Raw genomic sequence first — 25,326 nt, forward strand, 5'->3', positions numbered from 1 at the left:
CCTATGATAAGCCGCTTTGCTACGGGTTGGCAGAGCGGCTTTTTAACAATGAATAGAAGGTAACGTTAAAAGCTGCAAATGCTGAAATGAGCTTCTATGTTTATTTAAGAGTGTCTTGAACTATTCATCTCTTGAGTAGCGTAAGGAGCCTGACGTGAATCTACCCACGCTTGAACGAACATCACAGCCGTTTAATCCCACCTCTTCCTCTCATCGCTTTGCAGCCAGCCTAATGGCCCAGGCTGATATACAGTTCAACGGCGATCGCCCTTGGGATATGCAGCTTAAAGCGCCTGGTGTGATCGAAAATGCACTGGCGCGTGGCAATCTGGGCTTAGGTGAAAGCTATATGCAGGGGCATTGGGACTGCGATCAGTTGGACGTGTTTTTTACCCGCTTGCTGCGCGCGCAATTGCATCAACGTATTAAGCCCACGCAATTGATTTATCACGCGTTGCGTACTCGGTTGTTAAACCGACAAAGCGTTAAGCGGGCTTGGGAAGTGGGCGAGAAGCACTACGATCTTGGCAATGAATTTTATGCGGCCATGCTTGACCAGCGTATGACGTATACCTGCGGTTATTGGAAAGACGCGTGCACACTAGATGAAGCACAAGAGGCGAAGCTGGACTTAATTTGCCGAAAGCTGCAGTTAGCACCGGGTATGCGCGTACTTGATATCGGCTGTGGGTGGGGGAGCTTTATGGCTTATGCAGCCGAGCATTATGGCGTTGAGTGTGTCGGCCTGACCATCTCCAAAGAGCAGGCGGATTTTGGTAAACGATTGATCAAAAAAGGCTTGCCGGTAGAGTTCCGTTTACAGGATTACCGCGATGAAACGGAAAGATTTGATCGTATTGTTAGTATTGGCATGTTCGAACATGTGGGCCGTAAAAACTATCGCGCCTATATGGAAGTGGTCAGTCGCTGCCTAAAGGATGAAGGTCTTTTCTTGCTTCATACGATTGGCAAAAACCTTGGTACGACCATGTCCGATCCCTGGATCGATAAATACATTTTTCCGAATGGCGAGTTGCCTACCTTAAGCCATATTACCGATGCGGTTGAAACGCTTTTTGTGGTGGAAGATATACATAACTTTGGAGCTGACTACGATAAAACGCTGATGGCCTGGTATCACAATAGCGAAGCCAATTGGCCCCAGTTTAAAGGTCAGTTTAATCCAACGTTTTATCGTATGTGGCGCTACTACCTGTTGAGTTGTGCGGGAGCCTTTAGAGCACGTGAGATTCAGCTGTGGCAACTGGTATTCAGCAAACAGGGTGTAGCGGGAGGATACGCGCGGGTTAGCTAGCTGCCTCGCTCACGGTCAGGCAGCAATTTACCGGGCACCCAGCGTAGATAGAAGATCATTCCAAAAAGCTCTACCAGTGACTGAAAAATAATCACTACGACTGCGGGTTGCCATGCGCCAGGCAGAGCCAGGGCGATGGGCAGCATGACAAACGAGTTGCGTGTGCCAAAGCTAAAAGCCAGCGTGCGGGCACTGGCGGTTGGCAAACGGAACAGCCTGCCCAGCGCACGCCCCAGCCAGCCCGCAAACACCAAAAAAACCATGAAGACCAACATGACCTGAGCCATCACATGATACAGCCCGCCCAAGTGATTGACCTGTGACGCTGCAATAATAAAGACCACAAAGGCAAGCAGTGGCACGGGCAGTATGCCCAGGTGATAGATGGCGCGCTTGATGCGCCTATGCCGAGTAGCCGCAAATTCCGTTAGCCCGGCAAGCGCCAAGGGAAGCAGGATAAGGCCCGCAAAGGCAACAATTAGTGAGGTGGAGAGTGCCAGATGAAACCACTCTGATCCCAGAAAGAGCCAGAGATAGACAGGGAGAGCCACCATTTGCACCAATAACAGCAGCGGAGCGGCCGCGACAGCGCGGGGCGTATCTCCCTTGCCTAGGTGAGTAAAGCTGATAAACCAATCAGTGCAGGGCACCAGCAGTACCAGCAATACGCCGGCCAATACCGCAGGTGAGAGCGGCAGCCAAGCGACCACCAGCCCCAGAAAGGCCGGAATGGCGATAAAGTTGCCCACTAGCAGCGCCGTCATAAAGCGGCCGTCGGTAAGGCCGCGCGCCACGCTAAGCAAAGGAATCTGGCTAAAGGTGGCGTACATCAGAAGGCCTAACAGTGGCCACAGTAACTGCTCCAGCACATCAGCCAGCGCCGGTGACACAACGCCCAAGGCCAGCCCTAGGCCAATGCAGACCAGGTAAATCCAGCACTGGTGTTTTTCCATCTGCTCGCGCATTGGTTTTCTCTGAGTGGTTTTTCTTGAGTGTCTATTGGCGGCGAAGTGCCAAGCGCTCGCCCGTCATGGCGGCCAATAGCCATAGCGGCAGGCTCACCAGCACGTATGAAATTCCTAGCCAGCCTTGCCCATGGTGAAGGAAATGCAGCGTTTCCAGGCTAAACAGTGAAAAGGTCGTAAAGCCGCCGCAAAAACCTGCCACGAGCAGCGGGTGCCAGTAGGCTAGCCTGCCATGGGGCGCACGTAGCGCGGTGGTGGCTATCCAGCCGATCAAACCTGACCCCAGTACGTTGACGATCAGCGTGCCCCAAGGAAAATAGCTACCCAAGGCCGCTTGGGAGACAAGCGATACGGCGTAGCGCAGTGCGCTGCCCAGGCCGCTACCAATCCCGACGGCAAGGTAGCATTTCCAAGTCCTCATACGCGGTACCCTGCCAGCGCCCAGCCCAACGCTGCCATGCCAATGCCCAGCATCAGTGTGCCGCCCACGTTGAGTGCTGCACGACCCGATTGACCGCCTTGCCAAAGTTCAAGAGTTTGCAGGCTAAACGATGAGACCGTGGTATAGCCGCCGAGTAGGCCAGTTACGCTAAACAGCCAGAACGCCGTTGGTGTGTCAGGCAGGCCTTGGCGGCCCAGTAGCCAGCCTGCGGCCAGCGCGCCGGTCGCGTTAACCACGAGCGTGCCCCAAGGAAACGCCTTGCCCAGCCTGCGCGCTAACAGGTTGGAAAGAGCAAACCTGGCCATTCCCCCGAGTGCGCCGCCCAGTGCGATAAGCAGTACGCTTGCGATGCCTGGACCCATGTTTTCTCCACTGACTAACAAAAGGGGTCTTCGATAAGCGGCCAATTCTAACATGCGTTTTCAAGGCGCAGAAAAATGCCTTGCGTGGGTAGCCGCGCAAGGCATTAGTGTATTACTTATAGATCGTTAGGCTGGCAGGACGCTGCCCTGATGGCTTGGCGCTGCCTCCGCGTTTGTAGTGGCGACGCGGTTGATGCCCGAGATCAGGGCTTTCAAAGAAGCGCTAACCGTGTCGCTATCTTCGGCAACGGCGCAAATGCGCTGGCCATCAATACTCAACTGTACAAAGGCGATTGCGTTGGCTTCGCTACCACCGCCCAACGAGTGCTCACTGTAGTCGATAATCGTCACGTTAACACCGGAGTGCTTCTGCCAGGCATCGGTAAAGGCCGACATGGCACCGTTGCCGGAACCAGACAGGCGCAGGGTTTCGCTACCTTGCCACAAGGTCACTTCAAGCCCTTCGTGCTGGCCCTTGGAAAGCTGGTAGTCTGCCAGCGACAGTGGCGTTTCCTGGGTGAAGTTATCGAACATCACTTGGCGAATCATCTCGCTTGAGAGTTCGCTGGCGCGCTCTTCGCTCTCTTTTTGTACATAGGGGGCCAAGGCCAGCATCATCCAGCGTGGCAGGTTGATGCCGTAGTCGCGCTCAAGCAAAAAGGCCATGCCGCCCTTGCCGGACTGGCTGTTGACTCGAATCACGGCCTGGTAGTCGCGGCCAATGTCGTGGGGATCAATCGGCAGGTAAGCCACTTGCCACGGTTCGTCGGGCTTCTGGTGCTTGAGGGATTTACGAATCGCATCCTGATGGCTACCAGAGAAGGCGGTATACACCATTTCACCTACCCAAGGGTGGCGTGGGTGCATGGTAATGCCGGTGCACTCGTGAACGACCTGAATGATCTCATCCGGGTTGGAAAGATCAAGTTTAGGATCAATCCCTTGGCTGTAAAGGTTCATGGCCAGCGTGATGATGTCCATGTTGCCGGTACGCTCGCCATTACCCAGCAGCGTGCCTTCCACACGGTCGGCACCGGCAAGCAAGGCAAGTTCGGCTGAGGCTACTGCACCGCCTCGGTCGTTGTGGGTATGCACCGAGATAATCACGCTATCGCGACGACTGATGTGCTGGCAGAAGTATTCGATCTGGTCGGCATGGTGGTGAGGGCCAGCCACTTCGACGGTCGTCGGCAGGTTGAGGATACACTTGTTCTCAGGCGTTGGCTGCCAAACGTCCATCACCGCTTCACAAATCGCCAGCGAGAAGTCGATTTCGGTGCTGGAGAAGCTCTCCGGTGAATACTGAAAACGCCAGGCAACGTCTGGATAGCGCTCGGCATACTGTTTAACCCAGGTAGCGCCCTGAACGGCAATATCGGTAATACCGTCGCGGTCCATCTCAAACACGCGTTCGCGCTGAATGGTCGAGGTCGAGTTATACAGGTGGATAATAGCGCGCTTGGCACCCACTAAAGCTTCAAAGGTTTTTTCAATCAAATGCTCGCGACACTGCACCAGCACCGCGATAGTGACATCCTCAGGAATCTGATCTTCTTCAATTAACCAGCGCACAAAATCAAAGTCGGGTTGGCTGGCGGAAGGGAACCCCACCATGACTTCTTTAATGCCCACCTTAACGATCTGGTGCCAGAAGCGCTTTTTCTGCTCAACGGTCATCGGCTCTAGCAGCGCCTGGTTACCATCACGCAGGTCTTCACTTACCCAGATCGGCGCACGATCAAGGTCACGGTCAGGCCATTGGCGGTTAAACGCAGGAACGCGCGGTGCTGGGCGATATTTACGATGATCGAAAGCAGACATGATGAGATTCCTAAGGGGGTTAATGACTTGGAAAACTGGCCGCTTGTGGGTAGGCCTTTGTTCATCGGTGCAGACTCATGATGCAGAGTATGGCACACAACCGTTAACTGCTTTTGGCAGTGTGAATAGTGTAACGGGTTTATAGCGCTAGGTTGTTGCTAAAAATGAATAAAAATGGCATTAATTGGCAGTATGTTTTAATAATTTATAATTTCTTAGCAGAGGCTGCTGTTTATGTCGGTGACGCCATTGACGCTTGACCGTTTTGACCGCCAAATTTTGACGATTCTGCAACAAGAAGGGCGGATCAGTAACCAGGAATTGGCTGATCGAATTGGCCTTTCGGCATCGCCCTGTTTACGCCGGGTGCGTGCGCTGGAAGAGCACGGCTTGATTATGCAGTATCGCGCCGAGGTAGATGCTCGCCAGTTGGGCTACCAACTGATGGTACTGCTGCATATTGCCATGGACCAGCATACCTCCGAGCGGTTTGAGAACTTTGAACGCCACATCCGAAAAATTCCCAACGTGATCGAATGTCTGATCATTACTGGGCAGGCTGCCGACTTTCAGCTAAAGATTTTAGTCCAGGATATGGATGATTATCAGCATTTACTGCTGCACGTTATTAACCGTATTGAAGGTGTCACAGGGGCGCATACCAGCTTTGTGTTACGCCGGGTTTTTGAACATCGGCCGGTACCCACACAGCGCTGAACAGGAAAGCGTGGTCAGTCACTGAGTCGCCGTTTACACTGTTTTTTTCCCATTTTTTAGGAGAGTGCTCTATGACGATCGAACGTCACGATACCAAGGCCCGCATGAGTCGCGCCGTTATCCACCAAGGGGTTGCTTATTTGTGTGGTCAGGTCGCGGGGCCTGAGGCGCGTCATGGCGATATTAAGGCGCAGACAGAAAGCATGCTGGCGCGTGTCGATGCGCTGTTAAAAGAGATCGGCTCAAGCCGTGAGCAGCTATTAAGCGCCACGATTTATCTCAAGGACGGCAGCGATGTCGTCGCCATGAATGAGGTGTGGGATGCCTGGGTGCCCGAAGGCTACGCGCCAGCGCGCACCTGCGTATGTGCCCCGATGCCTGCCGACGAGTTAAAAGTAGAAATAACCGTGACCACCGCTGTATAGAACGGAAGCCTTTCTAGCTGGTTGAGCTAGTCCAGCGGAAAGCGGGTGTCGCGCAGGCTGTCCTTGATTTTTTTCAAGTGCGGTAAGAAGTCTTCGCCACGCCGTAGTGTGACGCCGGTGGCCAGGGCGTCAATCAAGGTAAGCTGAATCACCCTTGACGTCATGGGCATGTAGTGGTCGGTGTCTTCAGGGGTTGCCACGTTAAGCGTGGCGCTGCACTCGTTGGCAAGCGGTGACGCGGGGGCTGTAATACCCAGCACAACGGCGCCAGATTCGCGCGCTACACGGGCGATATCTACCAGCTCACGGGTGCGTCCGGTGTAGGAAATAATCACCACCACATCGCCCGTATGGCAGGACGCCGCCACCATGCGCTGCATCAATACATCGGCGTAGGCCATGACCGGTAGATTGAACCGAAAAAACTTATGCTGAGCATCCTGAGCGACGGCACCTGATGCGCCTAACCCAAAAAAGTGAATCTGTTTTGCCTGGGTTAGGTAGTCGACCATTCGTTCAATGGCCGCCATATCAATATCACGCTGGGCTTCATCCAGCGCGGCAATGGTGGCGCCAAAAATTTTCTGCGTGTATTGGGCCGCCGTATCGCCGGGCTCAACGGCGCGGGTCACGTAGGGTGTCCCACCCGCCAGGCTTTGCGCGAGCTTGATTTTAAAGTCGGGATATCCCTTGGCGCCAAAATTGCGGCAAAACCGGTTAACGGTTGGCTCGCTGACACTGGCGGCTTGGGCCAGGCTTGCGATGCTTAAGCTGGTAGCGGCTGTCGGATCGTCCAGGATCACGTTAGCAACTTTACGCTCGGAGCGGTTTAATTCTTCTAAGCGTTCGCGTAAGCGGTCAAGCAAGTCATGCGCCATTAAGCAGGCTCCAAAGCAGTGTGGGGCGGAAGTTGTGATGTCCAATCTTTACACCAGGCAACAAATACATTGGCTGGCAGTGGTCGAGCATAATAGTCCCCTTGCGCTGCTTCGCAACCGATAGAGTGTAAATAGGCGGCTTGTTCGGCGGTTCCAATCCCTTCTGCCACAATATCACAACCCACCGCGTAGGCTAATTGGGTAATCATAACGGCAAGTTGGCGATCAACGGCGTTTTTATTAGGGGCTGCATAGCACCACTGTTATAGCCTTTATCAGCCACTAGCGCCGCGCCAGAAGGTAACTCGGCAATCAGTGCCGGAGCCTCTACTCTGCGGGGTTGCTCTTATCCTGCCAATATCTCTGCAATGAAACGTCAACAGCCCCTAATGAATAAGCTTTAACGTAAACGAAGCAGTTTCATAAGCCAGCGCCGGTAGGGCGGCTGCAGAATCCTGCTGGTAGCGTGTTTCGTTTGATAAAACACACCACGTAAATGGCTAAAGCGCTCAAAACCGTGGCGCCCATGATAAGCCCCCATGCCACTTTCACCGATGCCGCCAAACGGTAAGGTGGGGACCGCGTGATGGAGCAGTGTTTCATTAAAGACAAGCGCACCGGAACGAGTCTGTTGCAGTAACCGCGTTTGAAGCGTTTTATCATTAGTAAACGCATATACCACTAGAGCGTGCGGACGTGCATTCACAAACTCAATCGCCGCCTCCATATTTTTAACACCGATAACGGGAAGCGCGCGGCCAAAAATCTCTTCGTGCATCACAGAAAGTGTTTGGGTGGGGTCGATAACCAGCGCAGGGGCATGGTTGCCGTGATCAATGACTCGACAGCCGTGGTCACGGGCTTCTGTCAGCAGGCCCTCTACGCGTGCGCGATGGGCATCATTGATCGGGCTGGTTGCTTCTCTGCTATCAGGGCGCTGCTGGACAATAGCACGGCTTAGTGCGCTAACCAGGGACTCAAGATGGCGGCTTTCTACAAGAACGTAGTCGGGTGCCAAACACGTTTGTCCACCGTTAAGTCCCTTGCCGAATATAATGGCCGTGGCCGCTTTATCCATGTCGGCATCACCTGCCACCAGCGCGGGGGATTTACCGCCTAGCTCTAGGGTCACAGGCGTAAGGTTGGCTGCCGCAGCACTAGCTACGTGACGCCCAATGCTGGTCGAACCGGTAAACACCAGGTGATCAAAGGGAAGCTTGCTAAATGCCTGAGCGGTCGATGCATCTCCTTGAATGACGACGAGTTCATCCTGGGTAAAATATTGGCAAGCCAAGCGAGCGAGCAAGGTGCTGGTGTGAGGTGTTAGCTCACTGGGCTTTAGCATGACAACATTACCGGCGGCAAAGGCGTCAATAACGGGCAGTAGCGCAAGACTCCACGGGTAATTCCAGGGGGAAATAACCCCAACGATGCCCAATGGCTGCGGGGCTATGCGTGCTTGTGCCGGTAACAGGCGCCAAGGCACACCGACGCGCCAGGGGCGCATCCAGCGCCAGAGGTGACGGCGCGCATAACGTATGGCCTGTAGCACGGCACTAATTTCCGCCAAGTGGATTTCTGTGTCGCTACGCTGGCCAAAGTCCGTTTGAATAGCCCGCACAATCTCATGCTGATGACGCTTGGTCATTTGCGCTAAACGTGCCAATCGTGCGCGACGAACACTTAGCGTTGGAAAAGGCGTTTGATCAACAGCGTGTCGTTGGGCATTAAAGATACCTGTTAAATCGTGCTGCATAACCGCTCCTTATCTTCCGTACCTGGATGTCTTGGGGCGCAATAGTGGCTTGTAAGCGCTACGTTAATGCTCGTGTCGTAAGGCTAAGACGGTAGTTAAGACGATAGTTAAGGTGATAGTTAAGACGATAGCTAAGTCGATAGTAAGGGTAACGCTGCGTTAATGATAAAGTAAGACGGGATAACAGGGCGCCAACGCTTTGCTCTTGGGAGATATCATGTCTGCGTGCTCGTTAGAACTCTCTACTCTATCCGCCATGGAAAACATTGAGGCAAGCCAGTGGGATGCCTTGGTCGGCCACGATCAGCCTTTTCTGCGCCATGCATTTTTGCATGCGCTGGAGGCGAGTGGCTCGGTGAGGCGTGAGACAGGATGGGAGCCCTGCCATGCCTGCGTTTGGCGAGCAGGCCAATTAGTAGGCGCACTGCCCATGTACCGTAAACATCACTCTTACGGTGAGTATGTATTTGATTGGGGGTGGGCGGAAGCGTTCGAAAGAGCCGGTGGCACCTATTACCCTAAAGCGCTCAGCGCTATCCCGTTTACTCCCGTTCCGGGGGTGCGCACGCTACTTGCTAGCCATCTAAATGCTGAGGCTATCCGTGCTCTGTTAGCGTCAGCCTGGCAAACGCTTTGTCACCAGGAGGCGCTCTCCAGCTGGCATTTATTGTTTGCCGATGAGCATGACGTGACGGCCTGGCAGGCGCAGTTTCCCCAATTAACGGTCCGCGAAGGGCTTCAATTCCAGTGGCAGGACGCAGGTTTTGGCGACTTTGATGGTTTCCTGGCAAGCCTGACATCCAAACGGCGAAAAATGATCAAGCGTGAACGGCGCTTGGTGGCCGAACAGGGGCTAAATGTGGTGCGCCTGGAGGGCCAGGAGATCACCCAGGAAACAATGACGCACTTCTATCGCTGTTATTCAATGACGTATCTGGAGCGCGGTCGTTCGCCCTATTTAAATCATGCCTTTTTTGAACGGTTACGCCAGACCATGCCCGAAACATTGATGCTGGTGCAGGCGCAGTTGAATGGCCAACCGGTTGCGTCGGCGCTCTATTTTCGTGGTGAGCACACGCTGTATGGCCGCTACTGGGGAAGTGAAGTGGAGGCCGATTGTCTGCATTTTGAAGCCTGCTATTACCAAGGCATTGAGTACTGTTTGCAGAATGGGCTGACGCGCTTTGACCCAGGTACCCAGGGGGAACATAAGTTAGTACGCGGTTTCGCCCCTCAACGCGTTCGTTCGCTGCACTATATGAACCATCCCGGCTTGGCGGCGGGTGTTGCCCAATTTTGCCAAGCGGAGGGCGCCCAAGTGAGCGCGTATCGTGAGGCGGCTTTTCAAGCGCTGCCTTTTAAAGTGCCTGCGGCTCGCTGATGGTTCTGCATAGTGGCATAATGCGCGCCGTTACTGCCTTGGGAGATCGGTGATGCACAAATGGGTTGTGGTAGCGTTACTTGTCGTACTGGGTTTGCTCCAGTACACGCTTTGGTTAGGTAATGGTGGCTGGCGTGACCTGCAAATAGTCGAGCAGCGCGTTGCTGCACAGGAAGAGGCCAACTTGCCCATGCGCGAGCGAAACGCACGCTTAGCGGCCGAGGTCACCGATCTTAAGACCGGGCTGGACGCTATTGAAGAGCGGGCCCGAAGTGATATGGGCATGGTGCGTAGCGATGAACAGTTTTTCTGGGTGCCGGGTGTTGCCATAACGACCGAGTTGATTGGTATTAACGCAGGACTGGTGGTCCAACCACGACTAGATCGTGAGCAATCGGCACAGTGAGTAAACAAACAGTGAATATGTCAGGTAAGCGGCTTTGAAAAAAACGCTTTGGCTGATCGTGCCTGCCGCCGGGCAAGGGCGTCGTATGGGAGCCGATAAACCCAAACAGTACCTGATGTTAGGTGAACACCCAATACTGGTGCACACTCTGGCGCGACTTTACGAGGCGTTTCCCAAGGCGTCGTTAGTGCTCTGCCTGGACAGCGATGATCAGTGGTTTCAGGCTGAATGGGTTCCTTTTGCGGCCTGGCAGCGCGTAACGGGCGGCATCGAACGCATGGATAGCGTACTCAATGCGCTACATGCCATACCCGCACAGGATGACGATATTGTGATGGTGCACGATGTGGCTCGCCCGTGTATTACCACGGACGACCTGCATGCCCTGTATCAGGCGGTGACTCATCACACCGGCGGGGCGCTATTAGCGATGCCGGTAGCAGATACCATGAAACGGGCCAACGCCGAACAACAAAGTACCTGTACAGAACCCCGGGAAGGGCTTTGGCATGCGCTGACACCCCAGGGGTTTCATTACGGGCTATTGCGCCAGGCACTTGAGAGTGCCCGGCATCAAAAACGCATGGTGACCGATGAGGCGTCAGCGGTCGAGGCGCTGGGTAGGCAGCCACAACTGGTTAGCGGGCGGCGCGATAATTTAAAAGTGACGCATCCGGATGACCTTGCCCTCGCCGCCGCCATTTTGTCAGCACAATCAGATACGTTTACTCAGGAGGCTTAATGCGAATTGGTCATGGCTTTGATGTTCATCGGTTCGGCCCCGGCGACCACTTAATGATTGGTGGCGTTAAGCTGCCGTTTTCACAGGGCTTTGTCGCACACTCCGATGGCGATGTGCTGCTTCATGCGGTCAGCGATGCGCTGTTAGGCGCCTGCGCGCTGGGCGATATTGGCCATCACTTTCCCGATACCGACCCCGAATGGAAAGGCGCTGATAGCCGTATGCTGCTGCGCCATGTGATGAGCCTGGTTCGGGCGGAAGGTTATGAAGTTGTAAACCTGGACGCGACCCTGATGGCTCAAGCGCCCAAAATGGCGCCGCATATTGCGACAATGCGTCAAACCATTGCTGACACCTTGAGTGTTTCCTTGGGCCAGGTAAACGTTAAGGCCACCACGACGGAACGGCTAGGGTTTACCGGGCGCGGGGAAGGCATTGCTGCTGAAACGGTGGTTTTACTCGGCCAGCCTGAGGCGTTGAATGAGTAAGCTGCCTCAGTGGGCACGCTCTTTGGATGCTGCGTTTGGGCCGCCCAAGCCGGGGCATTATCGGGCCCAACCTGAGGATTTTTTGGTTGACGAGCAGCTGGACTTCACGCCCGAATCGCATGGTGAGCATCTTTGGCTGCGGATTGAAAAACGCAATCAGACCACGCTGGATGTGGTGAAAAGTGTCAGCCGATTATGCGGTGTGACCCCGCGAGATATTGGCTATTCAGGCATGAAGGACCGAATAGCCGTGACGCGCCAATGGTTAAGCATTCACTTGCCAGGGCGTGACGCGCCTGCTGACTTGATATCAGCACTGGGTGGGTTGGGCATCACGGTGCTTGAAAGCGTGCGTCACCCACGCAAACTAAAACGTGGCGTTCATCGCACTAACGCGTTTACGTTACGATTGAGTGGCGACGCGATCACGGCGGATGATTTCGTTCATCGCTGGCAGGCGCTTTGCCAGTTCGGGGCGCCCAACTATTTTGGCCCTCAGCGTTTCGGCCCTGAGGCGCGTAATTTACAGCGTGCCGAGGCACTACTCGCACGGGGGTGGCGCAAACGTGACGACCGTCAAGGAATGCTGCTCTCTACTGCGCGAAGCTTTCTTTTTAATGAGCTGCTAAGCGCTCGCTTGGCGGACGGCAACTGGCATCAGCCTATCCCAGGCGATACCGTGATGCTTGACGGCACCCAAAGCGTATTCGGCGTCGACACGGTGGACGAGTCGTTGATAACGCGTGCTGCTGAGCTGGACGTGCATCCAACCGCGGCGCTTTGGGGCATTGGTGAAAACGCCGTTGATGACGCAGGGCGCTACGAGGCGCAGCTAGCCCGTCAGCATCCTGAGTTGTGTAAAGGTTTGGAAGCCAGCGGTGTGAAACGCTCCCATAGGGCACTGCGTATGCGATTAACGGCGCCCCAGCTCACTAGGGAATCTGATGCCGTGCTACTCTCGTTTGCGCTACCCCGAGGCAGTTTTGCTACCGCCGTTATCGGTGAACTCATTCATCACCCGGATATGGCGTAAGCCGCCAGATTACGCTTGATCAACAAGGAGGCATCAATGCGGCGACTGCTGCTCTCTAACGACGATGGTGTTTACGCCCCAGGGCTGAAAGCGTTACATGATGCGCTGGAGGCTCATGCCAAGCTGCGTGTCGTTGCCCCGGACCGTGACCGTAGCGGGGCAAGTAACTCGCTGACATTATCGCGCCCGCTCTCATTAACCGCGCTGGAAAATGGTTTCTATAGCGTGGATGGTACGCCCGCTGACTGCGTTTACTTGGGCGTAAATGGCGTGTGGGATGAGCGGCCTGATCTGGTTATTTCAGGGATTAACCACGGTGGCAATTTAGGCGATGACGTGCTCTATTCAGGCACGGTGGCCGCGGCCATGGAAGGCCGCAACCTGGGCATGATCGCGATTGCCATGTCGCTATGCGGTGATCGTTACTTTGACACCGCGGCGAAAGTGGCATCCAGCCTGATTGGTGCCGCCGATCAACTCTCCTTGCCGCCCAGAACGCTGCTCAACGTTAACGTTCCAGATGTGCCGTGGGAAGCCATCAAAGGCGTTAAGGTAACCCGGCTTGGATATCGTGGCCCGGCTGAAAAACCGCTTGCGATCAAAGATCCTCGTGGGCGGACGCGCTACTGGATTGCGCCGGTTGCTGCCAATGCGGATGACGGTGAAGATACCGATTTTGCCGCTATCGAGGCAGGGTATGTATCGATTACGCCGCTGCAAACTGACTTGACGCGCCACCCTGCGTGCCGTGACGTACAGGACTGGTTGGATGCCTTTGCCTGATATTTCGCCCATTGAGCGGCGCGGGCGGGGGATGACCTCTCAGCGTACCCGGGATCGCATGATTGATCGGTTGATCGAACAGGGGATTCGACATCCGGATGTGCTTGATGTGATGGCTGGCGAGCCCAGGCATCTGTTTGTTGACGAGGCTTTGGCGCATCGTGCCTATGAAGATACGGCGCTGCCTATCGGCTTTGGGCAGACGTTATCACAGCCGCTTACCGTGGCGCGGATGACAGAACTGGTTGTGAAAGCTGAGCCACGCCGTGTGTTGGAAGTGGGTACCGGTTCCGGGTATCAAACGCTGATTTTGTCGCGCTTAGTGAAGGAACTTTACTCCATTGAGCGTATTTACGCCTTGCATGAGAGAGCGAGTGATCGCCTTTGGCGCTTGGGCGCAGAGGTAACGCTAACCGTTGCCGATGGCGGCGAGGGTTGGTCAACGGCGGCACCGTTCGATGTTATTTTATTGACGGCTTGTGCGCAGACACTGCCTGAGATATTGCTCGAGCAGCTAAGTCGCGATGGGGTGTTGATTGCGCCGTTGGAAGCGCCTGATGGCAGCCAATGGCTTACCCAGATAAAGCGCAGTGGGAATGCTTTTGAGAAGCGGCGGCTTGAGCCCGTGCGTTTTGTACCTTTATTGCAAGGAGTAGTGGATTGAAGCGTAAATCCTTGGGGATTTTTTTTAAAGGTGCCGGGATGGGGGCCGCAGATGCCATACCCGGAGTTTCCGGGGGCACGATTGCCTTTGTTACCGGAATTTATGAAGAGCTGATCAATACCATTAAGCAGTTTGGTCCTGGCGCGCTGGTGGTTTGGCAGCGTGATGGGTGGCGTGCCCTCGTTAAGCACTTGAACCTGGCCTTCTTGATTCCTTTGCTGGCTGGTATCGGCATCAGCCTGGTCAGCGTGGCGCACTTGGCGCTATGGCTGATGGAAGCGCACCCCCTGCTGCTTGATGGCTTCTTTTTCGGGCTGGTCGCCGCCTCTGGAATGGTGGTCGCCCAAGCGGGAGACCGTTGGAAATTTTGGTATTTATTTCCGTTGTTGGCCGGTTTACTGTTAGCCAGAATGCTGCCGAGCTTAATGCCCTTGGTGCTATTGCTCGGTAATGAAGCCACGATTGTGATGGTGGCGGGATGTATTGCGATTAGCGCCATGTTGTTGCCAGGCGTGTCGGGCAGTTTTTTGTTGCTCACGATGGGGCTCTACGGCACGATAATGGGGGCTATTCGCAGTTTCGACATCACTATTATTATGCTGTTTGGTATGGGGTGTGTGATAGGCCTTGCGCTGTTTTCGCGGCTATTATCCTGGCTGTTAAGACGTCATCATGGCTTTACGATGCAATTGCTTTTAGGGTTTATTATTGGCTCGTTGCCGGTTCTGTGGCCATGGCGCGAGCTGTTGCGTTATCAGGTTGGCCCAAGCGGGCAAATGATACCCTTGGAGTATCGTTATTTACTGCCCAGTGATTATGCGGCGTTGACCGGCGCTTCCGCGCAGATTATCGGCGTGGTGCTGCTGATGGCCGTTGGTATATTGCTGGTCATGCTATTGAACCGTCGGGCAGGGAAGTCGACCACGTTAGATTCAACTAATACGGCCCAGCGCTGAAAAGGAGTAGGGTTTGCATGCGTAAAGTCTTCATGATGTCAGCCTTGGTGTTGGCAATTAGCGGGTGTGCCAATCAGCAGCACAATACCCCGCAAGTACGTGACTTGAGTGAAGCGAGTCGCGTGGTGGAAAACTCGCCTCAATATACCGTCAAACCAGGCGATACCCTGTATGGCATCGCTTGGCAGCATGATCTGGATTACCGCCAGCTAGCCACCATCAACAATATTGACGCGCCCTACCAAATCCATCCCGGACAGATGATTGCATTACGTGAAGGGGCAGGGGCTGGAAATAATTCCCAGCCCGCAAATCAGGCGCAAAACACGCCGAATGAGTCGCGCGGCGTCGTCGCAACCGGGCTCAACCCGCAGGCGACAGCAGTAGCCAGTAACGACCAGGAACTTGATTGGCTACTGCCTGATGAATCGGCGATTGAACGCGCTCAGCGTTTAAACGCTGAGCGCCCTGAACAACAAGCGGTTGAAAGTGCTCAGCAGGTAGCGTCAACTAACAGTGCGCCGCAAGAGTCTCCCTCTCAACCCGAGGTGCCTGCTACCGAGCCAAGGCCTGAGCCCGAGCCTGAGCCTGAGCCAGAAACGGTCCCAGCATCGGAGCCTGAGGAACAGGTGGTTGCTCAATCCGAAACACCTGTGGCTGCTCCAGAGGAACGTTCGGATCGCTCATCACGTACGTTCACGCCCGCAGAGACGATCAACTGGCAATGGCCGACAGATGGGCAAGTCGCGGGTAGCTTCGGCGAAGGTGATTCGATTACCGCCGGGATTGATATCGCCGGACAAAAGGGGCAACCTGTCAAAGCCGCAGGCCCGGGTATTGTCGTTTATGCGGGGAGTGGCGTACGTGGGTACGGTAATCTTATTCTTCTTAAACACAACGATCAGTTCCTAAGTGCCTATGCGCATAATGACAGCTTAAACGTTAGTGAAAATGACGTGGTTGAAGCAGGCGAAGTGATCGCCACCATGGGAAACAGTGATGCAGAAAGCGTTAGGCTGCACTTTGAGGTGCGCCGTGATGGTCAGCCTCAGGATCCTATGGAATTTTTACCTGCACGCTAATCAGTGGAGTACCCGATAAGCGAGTAGCGGCAAGGTTTTGTTGAGCCAGCCCCTTACGAGCTGGCCCACATAACAATAATAACACCAGTAACGCACACGTAAGCGTGGTTACCTTTAAATATTAAAAGGCGGGCAGGCGATACTACGGGGGTAAGGCTATGAGTATGCTGGAGAAGGACCTACAGGAGGTTGACCTGGATGCTGCCGAAGAAGCGTTGGAAAACGTTGACGACGATGTCGCAGCGGAAGAGGAAGCTTTTGAGAAAGCACTAGGACGTGAGGACCGGCAATCGACTCAAAGCCTGGATGCGACGCAAATTTACCTCAATGAAATAGGATTTTCGCCGCTCTTGACGCCAGAAGAAGAGGTCTATTATGGCCGCCTGGCGCGAAAGGGGGATCCGCTTGGTCGTTCTCGAATGATCGAGTCTAACCTGCGGTTGGTGGTTAAAATTGCCCGGCGCTATCTAAACCGTGGGCTGACGCTGCTGGATCTTATTGAAGAGGGTAATTTAGGGCTTATTCGTGCCGTTGAAAAGTTTGACCCTGAACGTGGGTTTCGCTTTTCAACCTATGCAACATGGTGGATTCGACAGACTATTGAACGCGCGCTAATGAACCAAACGCGCACCATTCGTCTGCCGATACATGTGGTGAAAGAGCTTAATATTTATCTGCGTGCCGCGCGTGAGCTGACACAAAAACTTGACCATGAAGCGACCGCTGAAGAGATTGCTGAGCATCTCGACAAACCGGTTGCTACGGTCAAGAAAATGCTTGGCCTCAATGAACGTGTCTCCTCGGTAGACTACCCCATGGGTGGAGAGAGCGATAAACCGTTGATTGATACCCTGGCCGATGACGATGTTCAAGGCCCAGAAGGTTGCCTGGTAGATGGTGATGTGCGTGAACACGTGGATCTTTGGCTTGATGAGCTAAGTGATAAACAGCGCGAAGTGGTTGTGCGTCGTTTTGGTTTGCGCGGCCATGAGGCGGCCACCCTGGAAGAGGTCGGCGCTGAAATTGGCCTGACCCGCGAGCGCGTACGACAGATTCAAGTCGAGGCATTAAAGAAACTACGCCGTACACTTGAAAAGCAAGGCCTGTCGCTAGAGGCGATTTTCGAAAGCTAGCCAAGACAGCGTGGCTACGTAGGCACGGCCTGAACGCACCGAGTTTATACTCGGTGCGTTGTTGTTAGAGGGGCTGTTTTTGATGACTTATTATGTATAAGAGAGATACGCAATGCGCCCGCTAGCGGCCCATATCGATTTGGATGCTCTGCGTCACAACTATCAGCTGGCGTGCCGCTGCGCGCCACAAAGCCGCTCGGTGGCGGTTATCAAAGCGGATGCCTATGGCCACGGCGCTGTAGCGTGTGCTCATGCGCTGGAAAGCCACGTCCCGGCGTTTGCGGTGGCGTGTATCGAAGAAGCGATTGCGCTACGTAACAGCGGCATCAGCAAACCTATTGTGCTGTTAGAAGGTATCTTTAGCGCCGATGAGTTACCGCTGGTGGAGCGCTACACACTGTGGACCACCATTCATAGCGCATGGCAGGTAGACGCGCTGCTGGCATTTTCGCCAAGCCAACCCATTCCCGTTTGGTTAAAAGTCGATTCGGGTATGCATCGGCTGGGGTTTGGCCTCGCGGAGGCGGAGGCGGTCTGGCAGTGCCTGGCCAATGCACCACAGGTCACGGCGTTGCATTTAATGAGCCATTTTGCGACCGCTGATGCCAGCGACGGCCACTATTTTAATCAGCAGCTGTTGAGTTTAAAGGCCCTGGCCAAGGCGCTTGATGCGCCTTTGTGCTTAGCTAATTCACCGGCGACGCTTGCCTGGCCTGATGCCCATGGTGACTGGAACCGACCAGGCATCATGCTCTATGGCAGTGACCCACTGGAAGTGGCCACCCCAACCACGCAGCAATTACGTCCGGTCATGAGTCTGCGTTCGGAAATTATCGGTTTGCGAGAGATTAACGAAGGTGAACCCGTCGGCTACGGAGGGCGCTGGCGCGCCCCGCGCCGGTCACGTATTGCGGTGGTGGCCGCAGGTTACGGCGATGGTTATGACCGCCATGCGGTGGACGGTACGCCGGTACTGGTCAATGGGCAGCGCTGTGCTATCGCCGGCAAAGTGTCGATGGATATGTTGACCGTTGATGTGACCGATATACAAGATGCTGCCATTGGCTGCGAGGTGGTGCTCTGGGGAACGGCCAGCAATGGGGCAGTGTTAGCCGTCGATGAGGTTGCACGCTACTGCGATACGATCAGCTATACCCTGCTTACCGGGGTGTTGCCACGCGTACCCAGACGTTATCAAGAGTCTTCAGTGTAGGTGGTACGTATGTCGAAAAAAGAGTATCCAGCGTCGTTTGCTCACCCACGCTACTGGGGAACCTGGCTTGCCATCGGTGCGATGTATATCGCGGCTTGGCTACCTTGGAGTATTAAGCTTTGGGTAGGCAAGGTCATCGGGCTTTTGGCATGGCGCTTTGCCAAACGGCGGCGGGACATTACGGCCACCAACCTGGCGCTTTGCTTCCCGGAAAAGAGTGCCGATGAACAGCGAAAGTTGGTGAAGGATACCTTTATTGCTAACGGTATTGGCTTGGTGGAAACCGCGACTGGCTGGTGTCGGGAGGCAGAAGGATTCCGTCATCGAGTGGCGTACCATGGCCAGGAGCACTTGGCGAATGCCAAGGCCCAAGGCAAAGGGGTGTTGGTCGTCGGGATCCACTTCTCAACGCTTGATTTGGGTGGCGCGCTGCACTCGCTGTTCTTTCCGGCGGATGTCGTATATCGCCCGCATAATAACCCGCTTTTCGAGCGCTTTATGACGCGTGCTCGTTCACGTATTTTCGGCCAGGCGATTGATCGACACGATCTGCGCGGCGTGGTGCGACGTATCAAGGCAGGGCATATTGTCTGGTATTCACCCGACCAGGATTTTGGGCCGGATGTCAGTGTATTTGCCCCCTTGTTTGGTCAGCAGGCGGCCACCATTCGGCTAACGTCTAAAATCGCTCGTATGACGGGCGCGCCAGTGGTGCCGCTGATGTTTCATCGCAACCCGGATAACCGCACCTATACGATTGAGTGCCTGCCAGCGTTTGAAAACTTTCCCAGTAACGATGAAGTTAACGACGCAACGCGGGTTAATCAGTTTATTGAGCGTGCCATTCGCAAGCACCCCGAGCAGTACCTGTGGCTGCATCGGCGCTTCAAAACGCGCCCTGAAGGGGATGAAGGTTTCTATTAGATACGATTCTTTTAGATACGGTTTTTTTAGATACAAAGAAGCCGGCGCAATGCCGGCTTCTTTATGGCTGTGTTAGCTACTCAGGCGTTACTCCAGGTTACGTGAGTAGAAGATTTCCAGCATCTCTTTGCGCAGGCGGCTTTCGATATCGCGGGCTTCTTCAAACGTAATGTCGCGACGCGACTTGCCGAACAGGTAATTGTCGAGCTCGAAGTCTTTCAGCAGCATCTTGGTATGGAACATGTTGTCCTGATACACGTTCACGTCCATCATCTGATACGCCTGCTTGGTATCTTCCGCCAGGTAATCCTGGATCGAGGCGATCTCGTGATCGATGAACAGCTTTTTACCGTCGACGTCCCGGGTGAAGCCGCGCACACGGTAATCCATGGTGACGATATCAGAATCAAAGCTGTGAATCAGATAGTTCAGCGCTTTCAGCGGGCTGATATGCCCACACGTTGATACGTCGATATCCAGACGGAAGGTGCTGATGCCGTTGTCAGGATGCGATTCCGGGTAGCTATGTACGGTGACATGGCTCTTATCCAGATGGGCAACCACGGTTTCAGGCAGCGGACCAGGGCCTGGTTCTGTGTTTTCAGGGTTGGCTTCATCAAGCTCATGTTCAGCAATGAGAATGGTGACGCTTGCCCCGTGAGGTTCATAATCTTGACGGGCAATATTCAACACATGCGCACCGATAATATTGGTGACATCCTTCAAAATTTGCGTCAGCCGTTCGGCGTTGTACAGCTCATCGATATAGTCGATATAAGCGGTACGTTGCTCTTCGGTCTTGGCATAGCAGATGTCGTAAATATTAAAGCTCAGCGAGCTGGTCAGGTTATTGAACCCGTGGAGTCGGAGACTATCTGTCATGTCCGAACCTCCCTATGGCTGATGAAGACACCCCGACGAGCCAGCGCCGGAACCGAGAAAAAACCTAATGCCATACGTGGTGCGCATGTTCTAAAAGCACTTGCAGGGCAGTCAGGGGGAATACAAGGAGGCGTATTATGCCCGGCCGGGGCAGGGGATGCATCCAGGCAGGGCATTTTTTTTCGCTGTGCTGCATCGTAGGCCGAAGGAGCGAGCGTCGTCGCTCTGTCTCAAGCCTCTACAATTTCAAAGGAGTGCGTAATTTCAACACCGCCTTTGACAAGCATAATGGACGCACTGCAGTACTTTTCGGCGGAAAGCTCTACGGCACGTGCAACTTGCTTCTCTTTTAGCGCTCGGCCTGTGACCACGAAGTGAACATGAATTTTGGTGAATACGGCAGGCACTTCATCGGCGCGCTCAGCATCCAGTTCGGCAACACAGTCGGTCACATCGGCACGGGCTTTATCGAGAATATTCAGGATATCAAACGCCGTGCAGCTGCCCATGCCCATCAGCAGCATTTCCATGGGGCGAGGCCCGGTATTGCGGCCGCCGTGGTCGGGTGGGCCATCGATCACAACGCTGTGCCCGCTGCCCGACTCGGCGATAAATTGACGGCCATCCGTCCATTTTACCCTTGCTTTCACGTGGCTCTCCTTATCTTGGCGACGACAGGTAAGTCGCGCAGCATAACATTTCTTTGCCTGGCGCACTGTTTGAATCCCCACTCTGGGCCTTCTTATAACAAGGGGATTTACTGGCTTAAAAAGTGCTCCAGGGCGACAAGGCGTTCGGGTGTTCCTACATCAACCCAGTGTCCTGCGAAGTGTTCCCCTGACACCTGCTGTTCATGCATCGCATTTTTTAATAGTGGCGCGAGCGCAAACGCCTCGGTGGGCTGGCCAGCCAACAGCCTGGGATGAATAATGCTGACACCGGCATAGGTATAACGCTGTGCACCTTGATTAAGAACGCGCCCCTTATCCAGGGCAAAGTCGCCTTCAGGATGATGGTCAGGGTTATTCACCAGTATCAGGTGCGCCAGATCGCCCCTTTTTAGCTGAGTGTTGGCGGGCAGGTAGTCACACCACACATCACCATTGACCAGCAGAAAGGGTTCCTCGCCCAGCAGCGGTAGCGCCTTTTGAATGCCTCCGCCCGTTTCAAGCGGCGTGGCCTCATGGCTCCACTGAATATTGACACCGTAGGCCCGGCCATCGCCTATCGCTTGAATGATTTGCTCGGCGCGATAGCTGACATTAATAATGGCGTCTTCAATACCTGCCCGCTGAAGCCGCTCCAGGTGATGAACGATCAGCGGCTTCCCTGCGACCGGGAGCAGGGGCTTGGGGCAGTGGTCGGTTAACGGGCGCATCCGCTTGCCTAAACCGGCCGCTAATATCATCGCTTTCATGGATGCTCTTCCGCCAGGCGTTGCAGAATGGCTGGGCGCAGCGTGAGCCTTACCCAGTTGGCAAAGGCGGCGTGTTCGGGCAGGCCATTCAGGCTTTCTTCAAGGTGATCCAGGAAGTGGGGTAAGCGTGCCAGGTAGCCCTGTTTGTGGTCACGTAGCGTTAACCGACAAAAAATCCCCAACACTTTTAACGAACGCTGAGCGGCCATGGCGTGGCACTGGGTAATAAAGTCGGCCTCTGTTAGTACACTGGACAGGCGCCCATCGCTGCGGGCCTGGCGATAGAACAGGGTGGCCAGCTCGGCGAATTGGGCCGCACTCAAGCGCCAATAGCGGCCTCGCAGCAAGGAAATAACGTCGTAGCTAATCGGCCCTGCCACGGCGTCCTGAAAGTCGATCATATATAAGCGGTCATGGTTGATCATGATGTTCATGGCATCAAAATCACGGTGAACGCTAACCGTCGGTTGTTGAAGCGCCCGGTGAATAAGGTCTGTGCGCAGTGCCTCCCAGCTTGATGGGCAAGGTAGCGTCAGCCACTTATCCATGCACCACTCAGGGAACAGGTCGAGTTCACGAGCCAATAGCGCAGCATCATAGTCGGGAAGCGCGGTTGGGCTGGCCCTGTTTTGCAGCTCGGCAATCAAGCCCAGTGCTTTTTCATGATACTGAATCACCGCAGCACTATCGGTAAACCGGTCCTGCATGGGGGTACTGCCTAAATCGTCCAGCAGTAAAAAACCGTCGTCTAAATTCGCGGCATAAATTTTGGGAACGGGTAAGCCCGCCGCGTACCAGCGGTGGCCAATGGTAACAAAAGGGGCTGAATCCTCTTGAGCAGGCGGTGCATCCATGACTATTTGGGTGTCGCCATTAGGTAGTGTTAGACGAAAATAGCCCCGAAAGCTGGCGTCGCCGCCCGCTGGTGAGAGGGTAATCAACGCCGGATTTAGGCTATTTTGTTCTGCGGCCCATCGGGTGAGGGCATCAATCCGTAAAGAGGACATGCAAGCTCCTTGCTGGTCGGGCATCATGCGGGCTGTATAATACCTATTCTGGATGCCAAGGATAACGAACATGGGCAAGCGATTTTCGCGCATCATACCGGTTGCGCATACGCTGATGGGCAGTTTGCTCGCTAGCGCCTCGTTCTCGGTGGTGGCTCAGAATCAAGCGCTGCCCGCACAAGCGCTTGACTGGCAGGCCTGGGAAGGAGATGAAGCGTCACAACAGTTGTGCCGTGGCCGATACGTGATGCCCAGCTACCGGTTGCCTGTAGAGCAGAACCCGGAAACGCTGTCAGTTGAAACCCAGGACGTAGATTACGCCGCCGATGGCGAGGCATTGCTGCGAGGCGATGTGGTATTGCGACGTGGTAATTCGGAATTAGAAGCCGAACGCATTTATTTACCCGCAAACCGTGAGCAGGTGGATGCTGAGGGGAATCTCGCTTTGCGTGATGGCCAAGCGTTGGTGCGTGGCGACAGCGCCACCCTAATGCTCAATGAAGACCGCGCGAGTGTGCGTAACAGCCACTATGTGCTGTATGAAGAGCGCTTGCGTGGCCAGGCAAGTCAGCTTGAGCAAACAGGCGAGTCTCAGTATCGCTTGCGAGATGCCACCTTTACGACCTGTGAGCCCGGCGCCAATACCTGGGAGCTGGTGAGCAGTGATATACGCCTAAATCAGGAATCGGGGTTTGGTACCGCGACGAATGCCCGCTTAAAAGTAAAAGACGTGCCTGTTTTTTACTGGCCGTGGTTGCGCTTCCCTATCGACGATAAGCGTCACACGGGGCTGTTGTCCCCGGCTATCGGGTTTTCGTCAGATGGATTTAATTACGCACAGCCGTTTTACTGGAATATCGCCCCTAATCACGACGCCACCATTACGCCGCGTTGGATGAGTGACCGTGGGTTGCTGCTCAACGGCGAATACCGCTACCTGTTTTCGGAAAGCGAGGGAACCATTGAGGGGGGCTACTTAAGTAGGGACGACGGAGGTAACAGTGGTAGTGACCGCTTTGCTGGCGAAACCCGTTGGTATGTCGATGCGCGCCATGCGGGCCGAGTCAACAGCCGCAGCAATTATCGGTTGCGCTATGGCGCTTCCAGTGACGGCCGCTATTTCGACGACTTCGGTGATGAGTTTGGAGGGAGCGACCGCGTAAGCCTTGAGCGGCTTGCCCAGATAGATTATCAGGGTGACCAGTGGTATCTCGATGCCAGGGCGCAAGGCTTTCAGCGCCTTGAAGACCCGCTTAGCGACTCCGATAAGCCGTTCTACCGCTTGCCCAGCCTGACCGCGAATTCCAATTGGCAGCTAGGCAGTGGCTTCTTCAGCGAATGGCGCTCCAACGCGACCTATTTTTGGCGTGACGTGGATGAGCGGCTGGTGCCGGAACGCGAGGCGGCAACCGGCACGCGTCTACACTTAACGCCGGCCGTCGGCTGGCGCGAAGAAAAGCCCTGGGGATATATCGAACCACGGGCTGAGCTTTGGTATACCGCCTACGAGTTGGACTACGGTGACCGTGAAACGGAGCGCAATACCTCACCAAGTCGAACTGTGCCGGTGACGTCGGTGGATGGCGGCCTGGTATTTGAGCGTGAACTGGAGCTTGGAAATCGCGGCTACCGGCAAACGCTGGAGCCGCGGTTTAACTATGCCTATGTACCCCGCAAGAACCAGACCCAGCTACCCGATTTCGATAGTCGTGAGCGGGCTTTCTCGTGGGACCAACTGTGGTCGCCCCACCGCTTCTCCGGCGGGGATCGGGTCGGCGATCTTAACCGTGTGTCAGTGGGTGTGCAGACGCGCTTTATCGAAGATGACAGTGGCCGTGATCGGCTAACATTCGGTATCGGGCAAAGTCTCTATTTTTCGGACCGCCGTATTGATAGTGACGGAGACCCGGATACCCTGCCAGCGCGGCCAGAAGAAGACCCTTACGTTAACCCGCAGCGTTACTATCAGGCCACGCGTGATCGTTCGCCTCTGGTAACCCGGCTGGACTGGCAGATCAATGATCGCTGGAGTACCGGCTACGAATGGCTTTACGATGATCACCGTGAAAAGACGGAACGCACTCGCTTTGACCTGCGTTATCGGCACCCTGAAGGCCATGTAGTGAACCTGGGTTACCGTTGGGAGATCGAAGGCTTCGACCCTGATACGTTACCAGGCGATGATGGCTTTCGTGATTACAACCGCGAAGAGTGGGACGTGTCATTTGCCTGGAAAACCAGCCCAAGGGTGGATCTGATAGGCCGGTATCTTCACGACCAAACCAATGATCGTGCGCTTGAAAAACTGGCAGGGGTACAATGGAACGACTGCTGCTACGGCGTGCAGATTGTTTGGCGCGAGTGGGTGGATGATAACGACACTGCGCGTGTTGCAGATGACTTCAACGATCGCGGGCTATTTTTACGCTTTGTATTCCGTGGCTTGGGCGGCGTTGGCCAAGAGGCTGACAGCTATTTTGAACGGACCATTCCTGGTTACCGTCCTACTCCCTTGTAACGACGTTCTTGAATGG

At 54.7% G+C, this 25,326-nt stretch carries 27 protein-coding genes; 16 read left to right on the plus strand and 11 right to left on the minus strand.

Annotation, left to right across the window (positions count from 1 at the left end):
• The first annotated feature begins 154 nt into the window (after positions 1 to 154).
• The gene (gene cfa / locus ACT3RQ_RS14300; RefSeq protein WP_444680723.1) at positions 155 to 1,315 is read left to right on the plus strand and encodes a cyclopropane fatty acyl phospholipid synthase; all 1,161 of its coding nucleotides are present in this window, start codon (positions 155 to 157) and stop codon (positions 1,313 to 1,315) included.
• On the opposite strand, the gene ACT3RQ_RS14305 is transcribed toward cfa, so the two are convergent.
• The 4 genes from ACT3RQ_RS14305 to ACT3RQ_RS14320 form a co-directional block, all read right to left on the minus strand.
• Positions 1,312 to 2,280, minus strand: a complete 969-nt coding sequence (locus ACT3RQ_RS14305; protein WP_444680724.1) for an arsenic resistance protein — start codon at positions 2,278 to 2,280, stop codon at positions 1,312 to 1,314. The genes cfa and ACT3RQ_RS14305 overlap by 4 nt on opposite strands.
• A gap of 31 nt (positions 2,281 to 2,311) precedes the next feature.
• Positions 2,312 to 2,701: a fluoride efflux transporter FluC gene (locus ACT3RQ_RS14310; protein ID WP_444680725.1), complete on the minus strand. Its 390-nt coding sequence runs from the start codon at positions 2,699 to 2,701 to the stop codon at positions 2,312 to 2,314.
• The gene (gene crcB, locus ACT3RQ_RS14315; RefSeq protein WP_444680726.1) at positions 2,698 to 3,084 is read right to left on the minus strand and encodes a fluoride efflux transporter CrcB; all 387 of its coding nucleotides are present in this window, start codon (positions 3,082 to 3,084) and stop codon (positions 2,698 to 2,700) included. Before crcB ends, ACT3RQ_RS14310 begins: the two co-directional genes overlap by 4 nt.
• 126 nt (positions 3,085 to 3,210) lie before the next feature.
• Positions 3,211 to 4,905 carry a 2-isopropylmalate synthase gene (locus ACT3RQ_RS14320; protein WP_444665837.1) on the minus strand — a complete coding sequence of 565 codons (1,695 nt, stop codon included), beginning with the start codon at positions 4,903 to 4,905 and terminating at the stop codon, positions 3,211 to 3,213.
• A gap of 234 nt (positions 4,906 to 5,139) precedes the next feature.
• Here ACT3RQ_RS14320 and ACT3RQ_RS14325 point away from each other — a divergent pair, with 234 nt between their 5' ends.
• Both ACT3RQ_RS14325 and ACT3RQ_RS14330 read left to right on the plus strand, forming a co-directional pair.
• Complete coding sequence (locus ACT3RQ_RS14325) at positions 5,140 to 5,622, plus strand: Lrp/AsnC family transcriptional regulator (protein ID WP_172117488.1); 483 nt, start codon at positions 5,140 to 5,142, stop codon at positions 5,620 to 5,622.
• Positions 5,623 to 5,693: 71 nt separating this feature from the next.
• Positions 5,694 to 6,047, plus strand: coding sequence for a RidA family protein (locus tag ACT3RQ_RS14330; protein ID WP_193054457.1), 354 nt, complete (start codon positions 5,694 to 5,696; stop codon positions 6,045 to 6,047).
• A 26-nt stretch (positions 6,048 to 6,073) separates the two neighbouring features.
• Here the strand turns inward: ACT3RQ_RS14330 and ACT3RQ_RS14335 are convergent, their stop codons facing one another.
• The 3 genes from ACT3RQ_RS14335 to ACT3RQ_RS14345 form a co-directional block, all read right to left on the minus strand.
• Positions 6,074 to 6,925, minus strand: coding sequence for a MurR/RpiR family transcriptional regulator (locus tag ACT3RQ_RS14335; RefSeq protein WP_193054458.1), 852 nt, complete (start codon positions 6,923 to 6,925; stop codon positions 6,074 to 6,076).
• Positions 6,925 to 7,134 carry an EAL domain-containing protein gene (locus ACT3RQ_RS14340; RefSeq protein ID WP_444680727.1) on the minus strand — a complete coding sequence of 70 codons (210 nt, stop codon included), beginning with the start codon at positions 7,132 to 7,134 and terminating at the stop codon, positions 6,925 to 6,927. Before ACT3RQ_RS14340 ends, ACT3RQ_RS14335 begins: the two co-directional genes overlap by 1 nt.
• A gap of 191 nt (positions 7,135 to 7,325) precedes the next feature.
• Positions 7,326 to 8,681 (minus strand): aldehyde dehydrogenase family protein, encoded by a 1,356-nt coding sequence (locus ACT3RQ_RS14345; RefSeq protein WP_444680728.1) that lies wholly within the window; start codon positions 8,679 to 8,681, stop codon positions 7,326 to 7,328.
• A 217-nt stretch (positions 8,682 to 8,898) separates the two neighbouring features.
• Between ACT3RQ_RS14345 and ACT3RQ_RS14350 the strand changes: the two genes are divergently transcribed.
• The 12 genes from ACT3RQ_RS14350 (at position 8,899) to lpxL (ending at position 19,486) form a co-directional block, all read left to right on the plus strand.
• Positions 8,899 to 10,062 (plus strand): GNAT family N-acetyltransferase, encoded by a 1,164-nt coding sequence (locus ACT3RQ_RS14350; RefSeq protein ID WP_444628462.1) that lies wholly within the window; start codon positions 8,899 to 8,901, stop codon positions 10,060 to 10,062.
• A gap of 52 nt (positions 10,063 to 10,114) precedes the next feature.
• The gene (ftsB, locus tag ACT3RQ_RS14355) at positions 10,115 to 10,468 is read left to right on the plus strand and encodes a cell division protein FtsB (RefSeq protein WP_444628463.1); all 354 of its coding nucleotides are present in this window, start codon (positions 10,115 to 10,117) and stop codon (positions 10,466 to 10,468) included.
• A 34-nt stretch (positions 10,469 to 10,502) separates the two neighbouring features.
• Positions 10,503 to 11,210, plus strand: a complete 708-nt coding sequence (gene ispD / locus ACT3RQ_RS14360; protein WP_192527405.1) for a 2-C-methyl-D-erythritol 4-phosphate cytidylyltransferase — start codon at positions 10,503 to 10,505, stop codon at positions 11,208 to 11,210.
• Positions 11,210 to 11,698: a 2-C-methyl-D-erythritol 2,4-cyclodiphosphate synthase gene (ispF, locus tag ACT3RQ_RS14365; protein ID WP_444631447.1), complete on the plus strand. Its 489-nt coding sequence runs from the start codon at positions 11,210 to 11,212 to the stop codon at positions 11,696 to 11,698. Before ispD ends, ispF begins: the two co-directional genes overlap by 1 nt.
• Positions 11,691 to 12,731, plus strand: a complete 1,041-nt coding sequence (truD, locus tag ACT3RQ_RS14370) for a tRNA pseudouridine(13) synthase TruD (protein ID WP_444680729.1) — start codon at positions 11,691 to 11,693, stop codon at positions 12,729 to 12,731. Before ispF ends, truD begins: the two co-directional genes overlap by 8 nt.
• A gap of 36 nt (positions 12,732 to 12,767) precedes the next feature.
• On the plus strand, positions 12,768 to 13,514 hold the full coding sequence (gene surE / locus ACT3RQ_RS14375; protein ID WP_193054465.1) for a 5'/3'-nucleotidase SurE: 747 nt from the start codon (positions 12,768 to 12,770) through the stop codon (positions 13,512 to 13,514).
• Complete coding sequence (locus ACT3RQ_RS14380) at positions 13,501 to 14,178, plus strand: protein-L-isoaspartate(D-aspartate) O-methyltransferase (protein WP_172117498.1); 678 nt, start codon at positions 13,501 to 13,503, stop codon at positions 14,176 to 14,178. The genes surE and ACT3RQ_RS14380 overlap by 14 nt, the downstream gene beginning before the upstream one ends.
• Positions 14,175 to 15,134: a DUF368 domain-containing protein gene (locus ACT3RQ_RS14385; protein WP_444680730.1), complete on the plus strand. Its 960-nt coding sequence runs from the start codon at positions 14,175 to 14,177 to the stop codon at positions 15,132 to 15,134. Before ACT3RQ_RS14380 ends, ACT3RQ_RS14385 begins: the two co-directional genes overlap by 4 nt.
• Positions 15,135 to 15,151: 17 nt before the next feature.
• On the plus strand, positions 15,152 to 16,216 hold the full coding sequence (locus ACT3RQ_RS14390) for a peptidoglycan DD-metalloendopeptidase family protein (RefSeq protein ID WP_444639003.1): 1,065 nt from the start codon (positions 15,152 to 15,154) through the stop codon (positions 16,214 to 16,216).
• 158 nt (positions 16,217 to 16,374) lie between these two features.
• Positions 16,375 to 17,349, plus strand: a complete 975-nt coding sequence (gene rpoS, locus ACT3RQ_RS14395) for an RNA polymerase sigma factor RpoS (protein WP_444628472.1) — start codon at positions 16,375 to 16,377, stop codon at positions 17,347 to 17,349.
• Between the two features lie 112 nt (positions 17,350 to 17,461).
• Positions 17,462 to 18,562, plus strand: a complete 1,101-nt coding sequence (gene alr / locus ACT3RQ_RS14400) for an alanine racemase (RefSeq protein ID WP_444680731.1) — start codon at positions 17,462 to 17,464, stop codon at positions 18,560 to 18,562.
• A 9-nt stretch (positions 18,563 to 18,571) separates the two neighbouring features.
• Entirely contained in the window at positions 18,572 to 19,486 is a 915-nt protein-coding gene (gene lpxL / locus ACT3RQ_RS14405; protein ID WP_172117502.1) for an LpxL/LpxP family Kdo(2)-lipid IV(A) lauroyl/palmitoleoyl acyltransferase, read from the plus strand.
• Between the two features lie 87 nt (positions 19,487 to 19,573).
• Here lpxL and speD read toward each other — a convergent pair whose 3' ends face one another.
• From speD to ACT3RQ_RS14425, 4 genes are all read right to left on the minus strand, one after another.
• The gene (gene speD / locus ACT3RQ_RS14410; RefSeq protein WP_193054468.1) at positions 19,574 to 20,368 is read right to left on the minus strand and encodes an adenosylmethionine decarboxylase; all 795 of its coding nucleotides are present in this window, start codon (positions 20,366 to 20,368) and stop codon (positions 19,574 to 19,576) included.
• 230 nt (positions 20,369 to 20,598) lie between these two features.
• Positions 20,599 to 21,018 carry an OsmC family protein gene (locus tag ACT3RQ_RS14415; RefSeq protein ID WP_087112043.1) on the minus strand — a complete coding sequence of 140 codons (420 nt, stop codon included), beginning with the start codon at positions 21,016 to 21,018 and terminating at the stop codon, positions 20,599 to 20,601.
• A 107-nt stretch (positions 21,019 to 21,125) separates the two neighbouring features.
• A complete protein-coding gene (gene murU, locus ACT3RQ_RS14420) occupies positions 21,126 to 21,785 on the minus strand; it encodes an N-acetylmuramate alpha-1-phosphate uridylyltransferase MurU (protein WP_444680732.1) in 660 nt (219 codons plus the stop codon).
• On the minus strand, positions 21,782 to 22,792 hold the full coding sequence (locus tag ACT3RQ_RS14425) for an aminoglycoside phosphotransferase family protein (RefSeq protein ID WP_444680733.1): 1,011 nt from the start codon (positions 22,790 to 22,792) through the stop codon (positions 21,782 to 21,784). Before ACT3RQ_RS14425 ends, murU begins: the two co-directional genes overlap by 4 nt.
• A 70-nt stretch (positions 22,793 to 22,862) precedes the next feature.
• Between ACT3RQ_RS14425 and ACT3RQ_RS14430 the strand changes: the two genes are divergently transcribed.
• Positions 22,863 to 25,310 (plus strand): LPS-assembly protein LptD, encoded by a 2,448-nt coding sequence (locus tag ACT3RQ_RS14430; protein ID WP_444680734.1) that lies wholly within the window; start codon positions 22,863 to 22,865, stop codon positions 25,308 to 25,310.
• Positions 25,311 to 25,326 lie beyond the last annotated feature (16 nt).

This window comes from Halomonas sp. AOP43-D1-4 (genome assembly GCF_052446175.1).
Classification (GTDB): domain Bacteria; phylum Pseudomonadota; class Gammaproteobacteria; order Pseudomonadales; family Halomonadaceae; genus Vreelandella; species Vreelandella citrativorans.

Coding starts and splice junctions, on each gene's coding strand:
- ACT3RQ_RS14335 (WP_193054458.1), bottom strand. CDS start 6,925: ATGGCGCATGACTTGCTTGACCGCTTACGCGAACGCTTAGAAGAATTA.
- ACT3RQ_RS14330 (WP_193054457.1), top strand. CDS start 5,694: ATGACGATCGAACGTCACGATACCAAGGCCCGCATGAGTCGCGCCGTT.
- surE (WP_193054465.1), top strand. CDS start 12,768: ATGCGGCGACTGCTGCTCTCTAACGACGATGGTGTTTACGCCCCAGGG.
- ACT3RQ_RS14425 (WP_444680733.1), bottom strand. CDS start 22,792: ATGTCCTCTTTACGGATTGATGCCCTCACCCGATGGGCCGCAGAACAA.
- ACT3RQ_RS14305 (WP_444680724.1), bottom strand. CDS start 2,280: ATGCGCGAGCAGATGGAAAAACACCAGTGCTGGATTTACCTGGTCTGC.
- truD (WP_444680729.1), top strand. CDS start 11,691: ATGAGTAAGCTGCCTCAGTGGGCACGCTCTTTGGATGCTGCGTTTGGG.
- crcB (WP_444680726.1), bottom strand. CDS start 3,084: ATGGGTCCAGGCATCGCAAGCGTACTGCTTATCGCACTGGGCGGCGCA.
- ACT3RQ_RS14380 (WP_172117498.1), top strand. CDS start 13,501: ATGCCTTTGCCTGATATTTCGCCCATTGAGCGGCGCGGGCGGGGGATG.
- ACT3RQ_RS14310 (WP_444680725.1), bottom strand. CDS start 2,701: ATGAGGACTTGGAAATGCTACCTTGCCGTCGGGATTGGTAGCGGCCTG.
- ACT3RQ_RS14350 (WP_444628462.1), top strand. CDS start 8,899: ATGTCTGCGTGCTCGTTAGAACTCTCTACTCTATCCGCCATGGAAAAC.
- ispF (WP_444631447.1), top strand. CDS start 11,210: ATGCGAATTGGTCATGGCTTTGATGTTCATCGGTTCGGCCCCGGCGAC.
- ACT3RQ_RS14325 (WP_172117488.1), top strand. CDS start 5,140: ATGTCGGTGACGCCATTGACGCTTGACCGTTTTGACCGCCAAATTTTG.
- ACT3RQ_RS14430 (WP_444680734.1), top strand. CDS start 22,863: ATGGGCAAGCGATTTTCGCGCATCATACCGGTTGCGCATACGCTGATG.
- ACT3RQ_RS14345 (WP_444680728.1), bottom strand. CDS start 8,681: ATGCAGCACGATTTAACAGGTATCTTTAATGCCCAACGACACGCTGTT.
- alr (WP_444680731.1), top strand. CDS start 17,462: ATGCGCCCGCTAGCGGCCCATATCGATTTGGATGCTCTGCGTCACAAC.
- murU (WP_444680732.1), bottom strand. CDS start 21,785: ATGAAAGCGATGATATTAGCGGCCGGTTTAGGCAAGCGGATGCGCCCG.
- ftsB (WP_444628463.1), top strand. CDS start 10,115: ATGCACAAATGGGTTGTGGTAGCGTTACTTGTCGTACTGGGTTTGCTC.
- speD (WP_193054468.1), bottom strand. CDS start 20,368: ATGACAGATAGTCTCCGACTCCACGGGTTCAATAACCTGACCAGCTCG.
- rpoS (WP_444628472.1), top strand. CDS start 16,375: ATGAGTATGCTGGAGAAGGACCTACAGGAGGTTGACCTGGATGCTGCC.
- ACT3RQ_RS14390 (WP_444639003.1), top strand. CDS start 15,152: ATGCGTAAAGTCTTCATGATGTCAGCCTTGGTGTTGGCAATTAGCGGG.
- ACT3RQ_RS14340 (WP_444680727.1), bottom strand. CDS start 7,134: ATGATTACCCAATTAGCCTACGCGGTGGGTTGTGATATTGTGGCAGAA.
- ACT3RQ_RS14320 (WP_444665837.1), bottom strand. CDS start 4,905: ATGTCTGCTTTCGATCATCGTAAATATCGCCCAGCACCGCGCGTTCCT.
- lpxL (WP_172117502.1), top strand. CDS start 18,572: ATGTCGAAAAAAGAGTATCCAGCGTCGTTTGCTCACCCACGCTACTGG.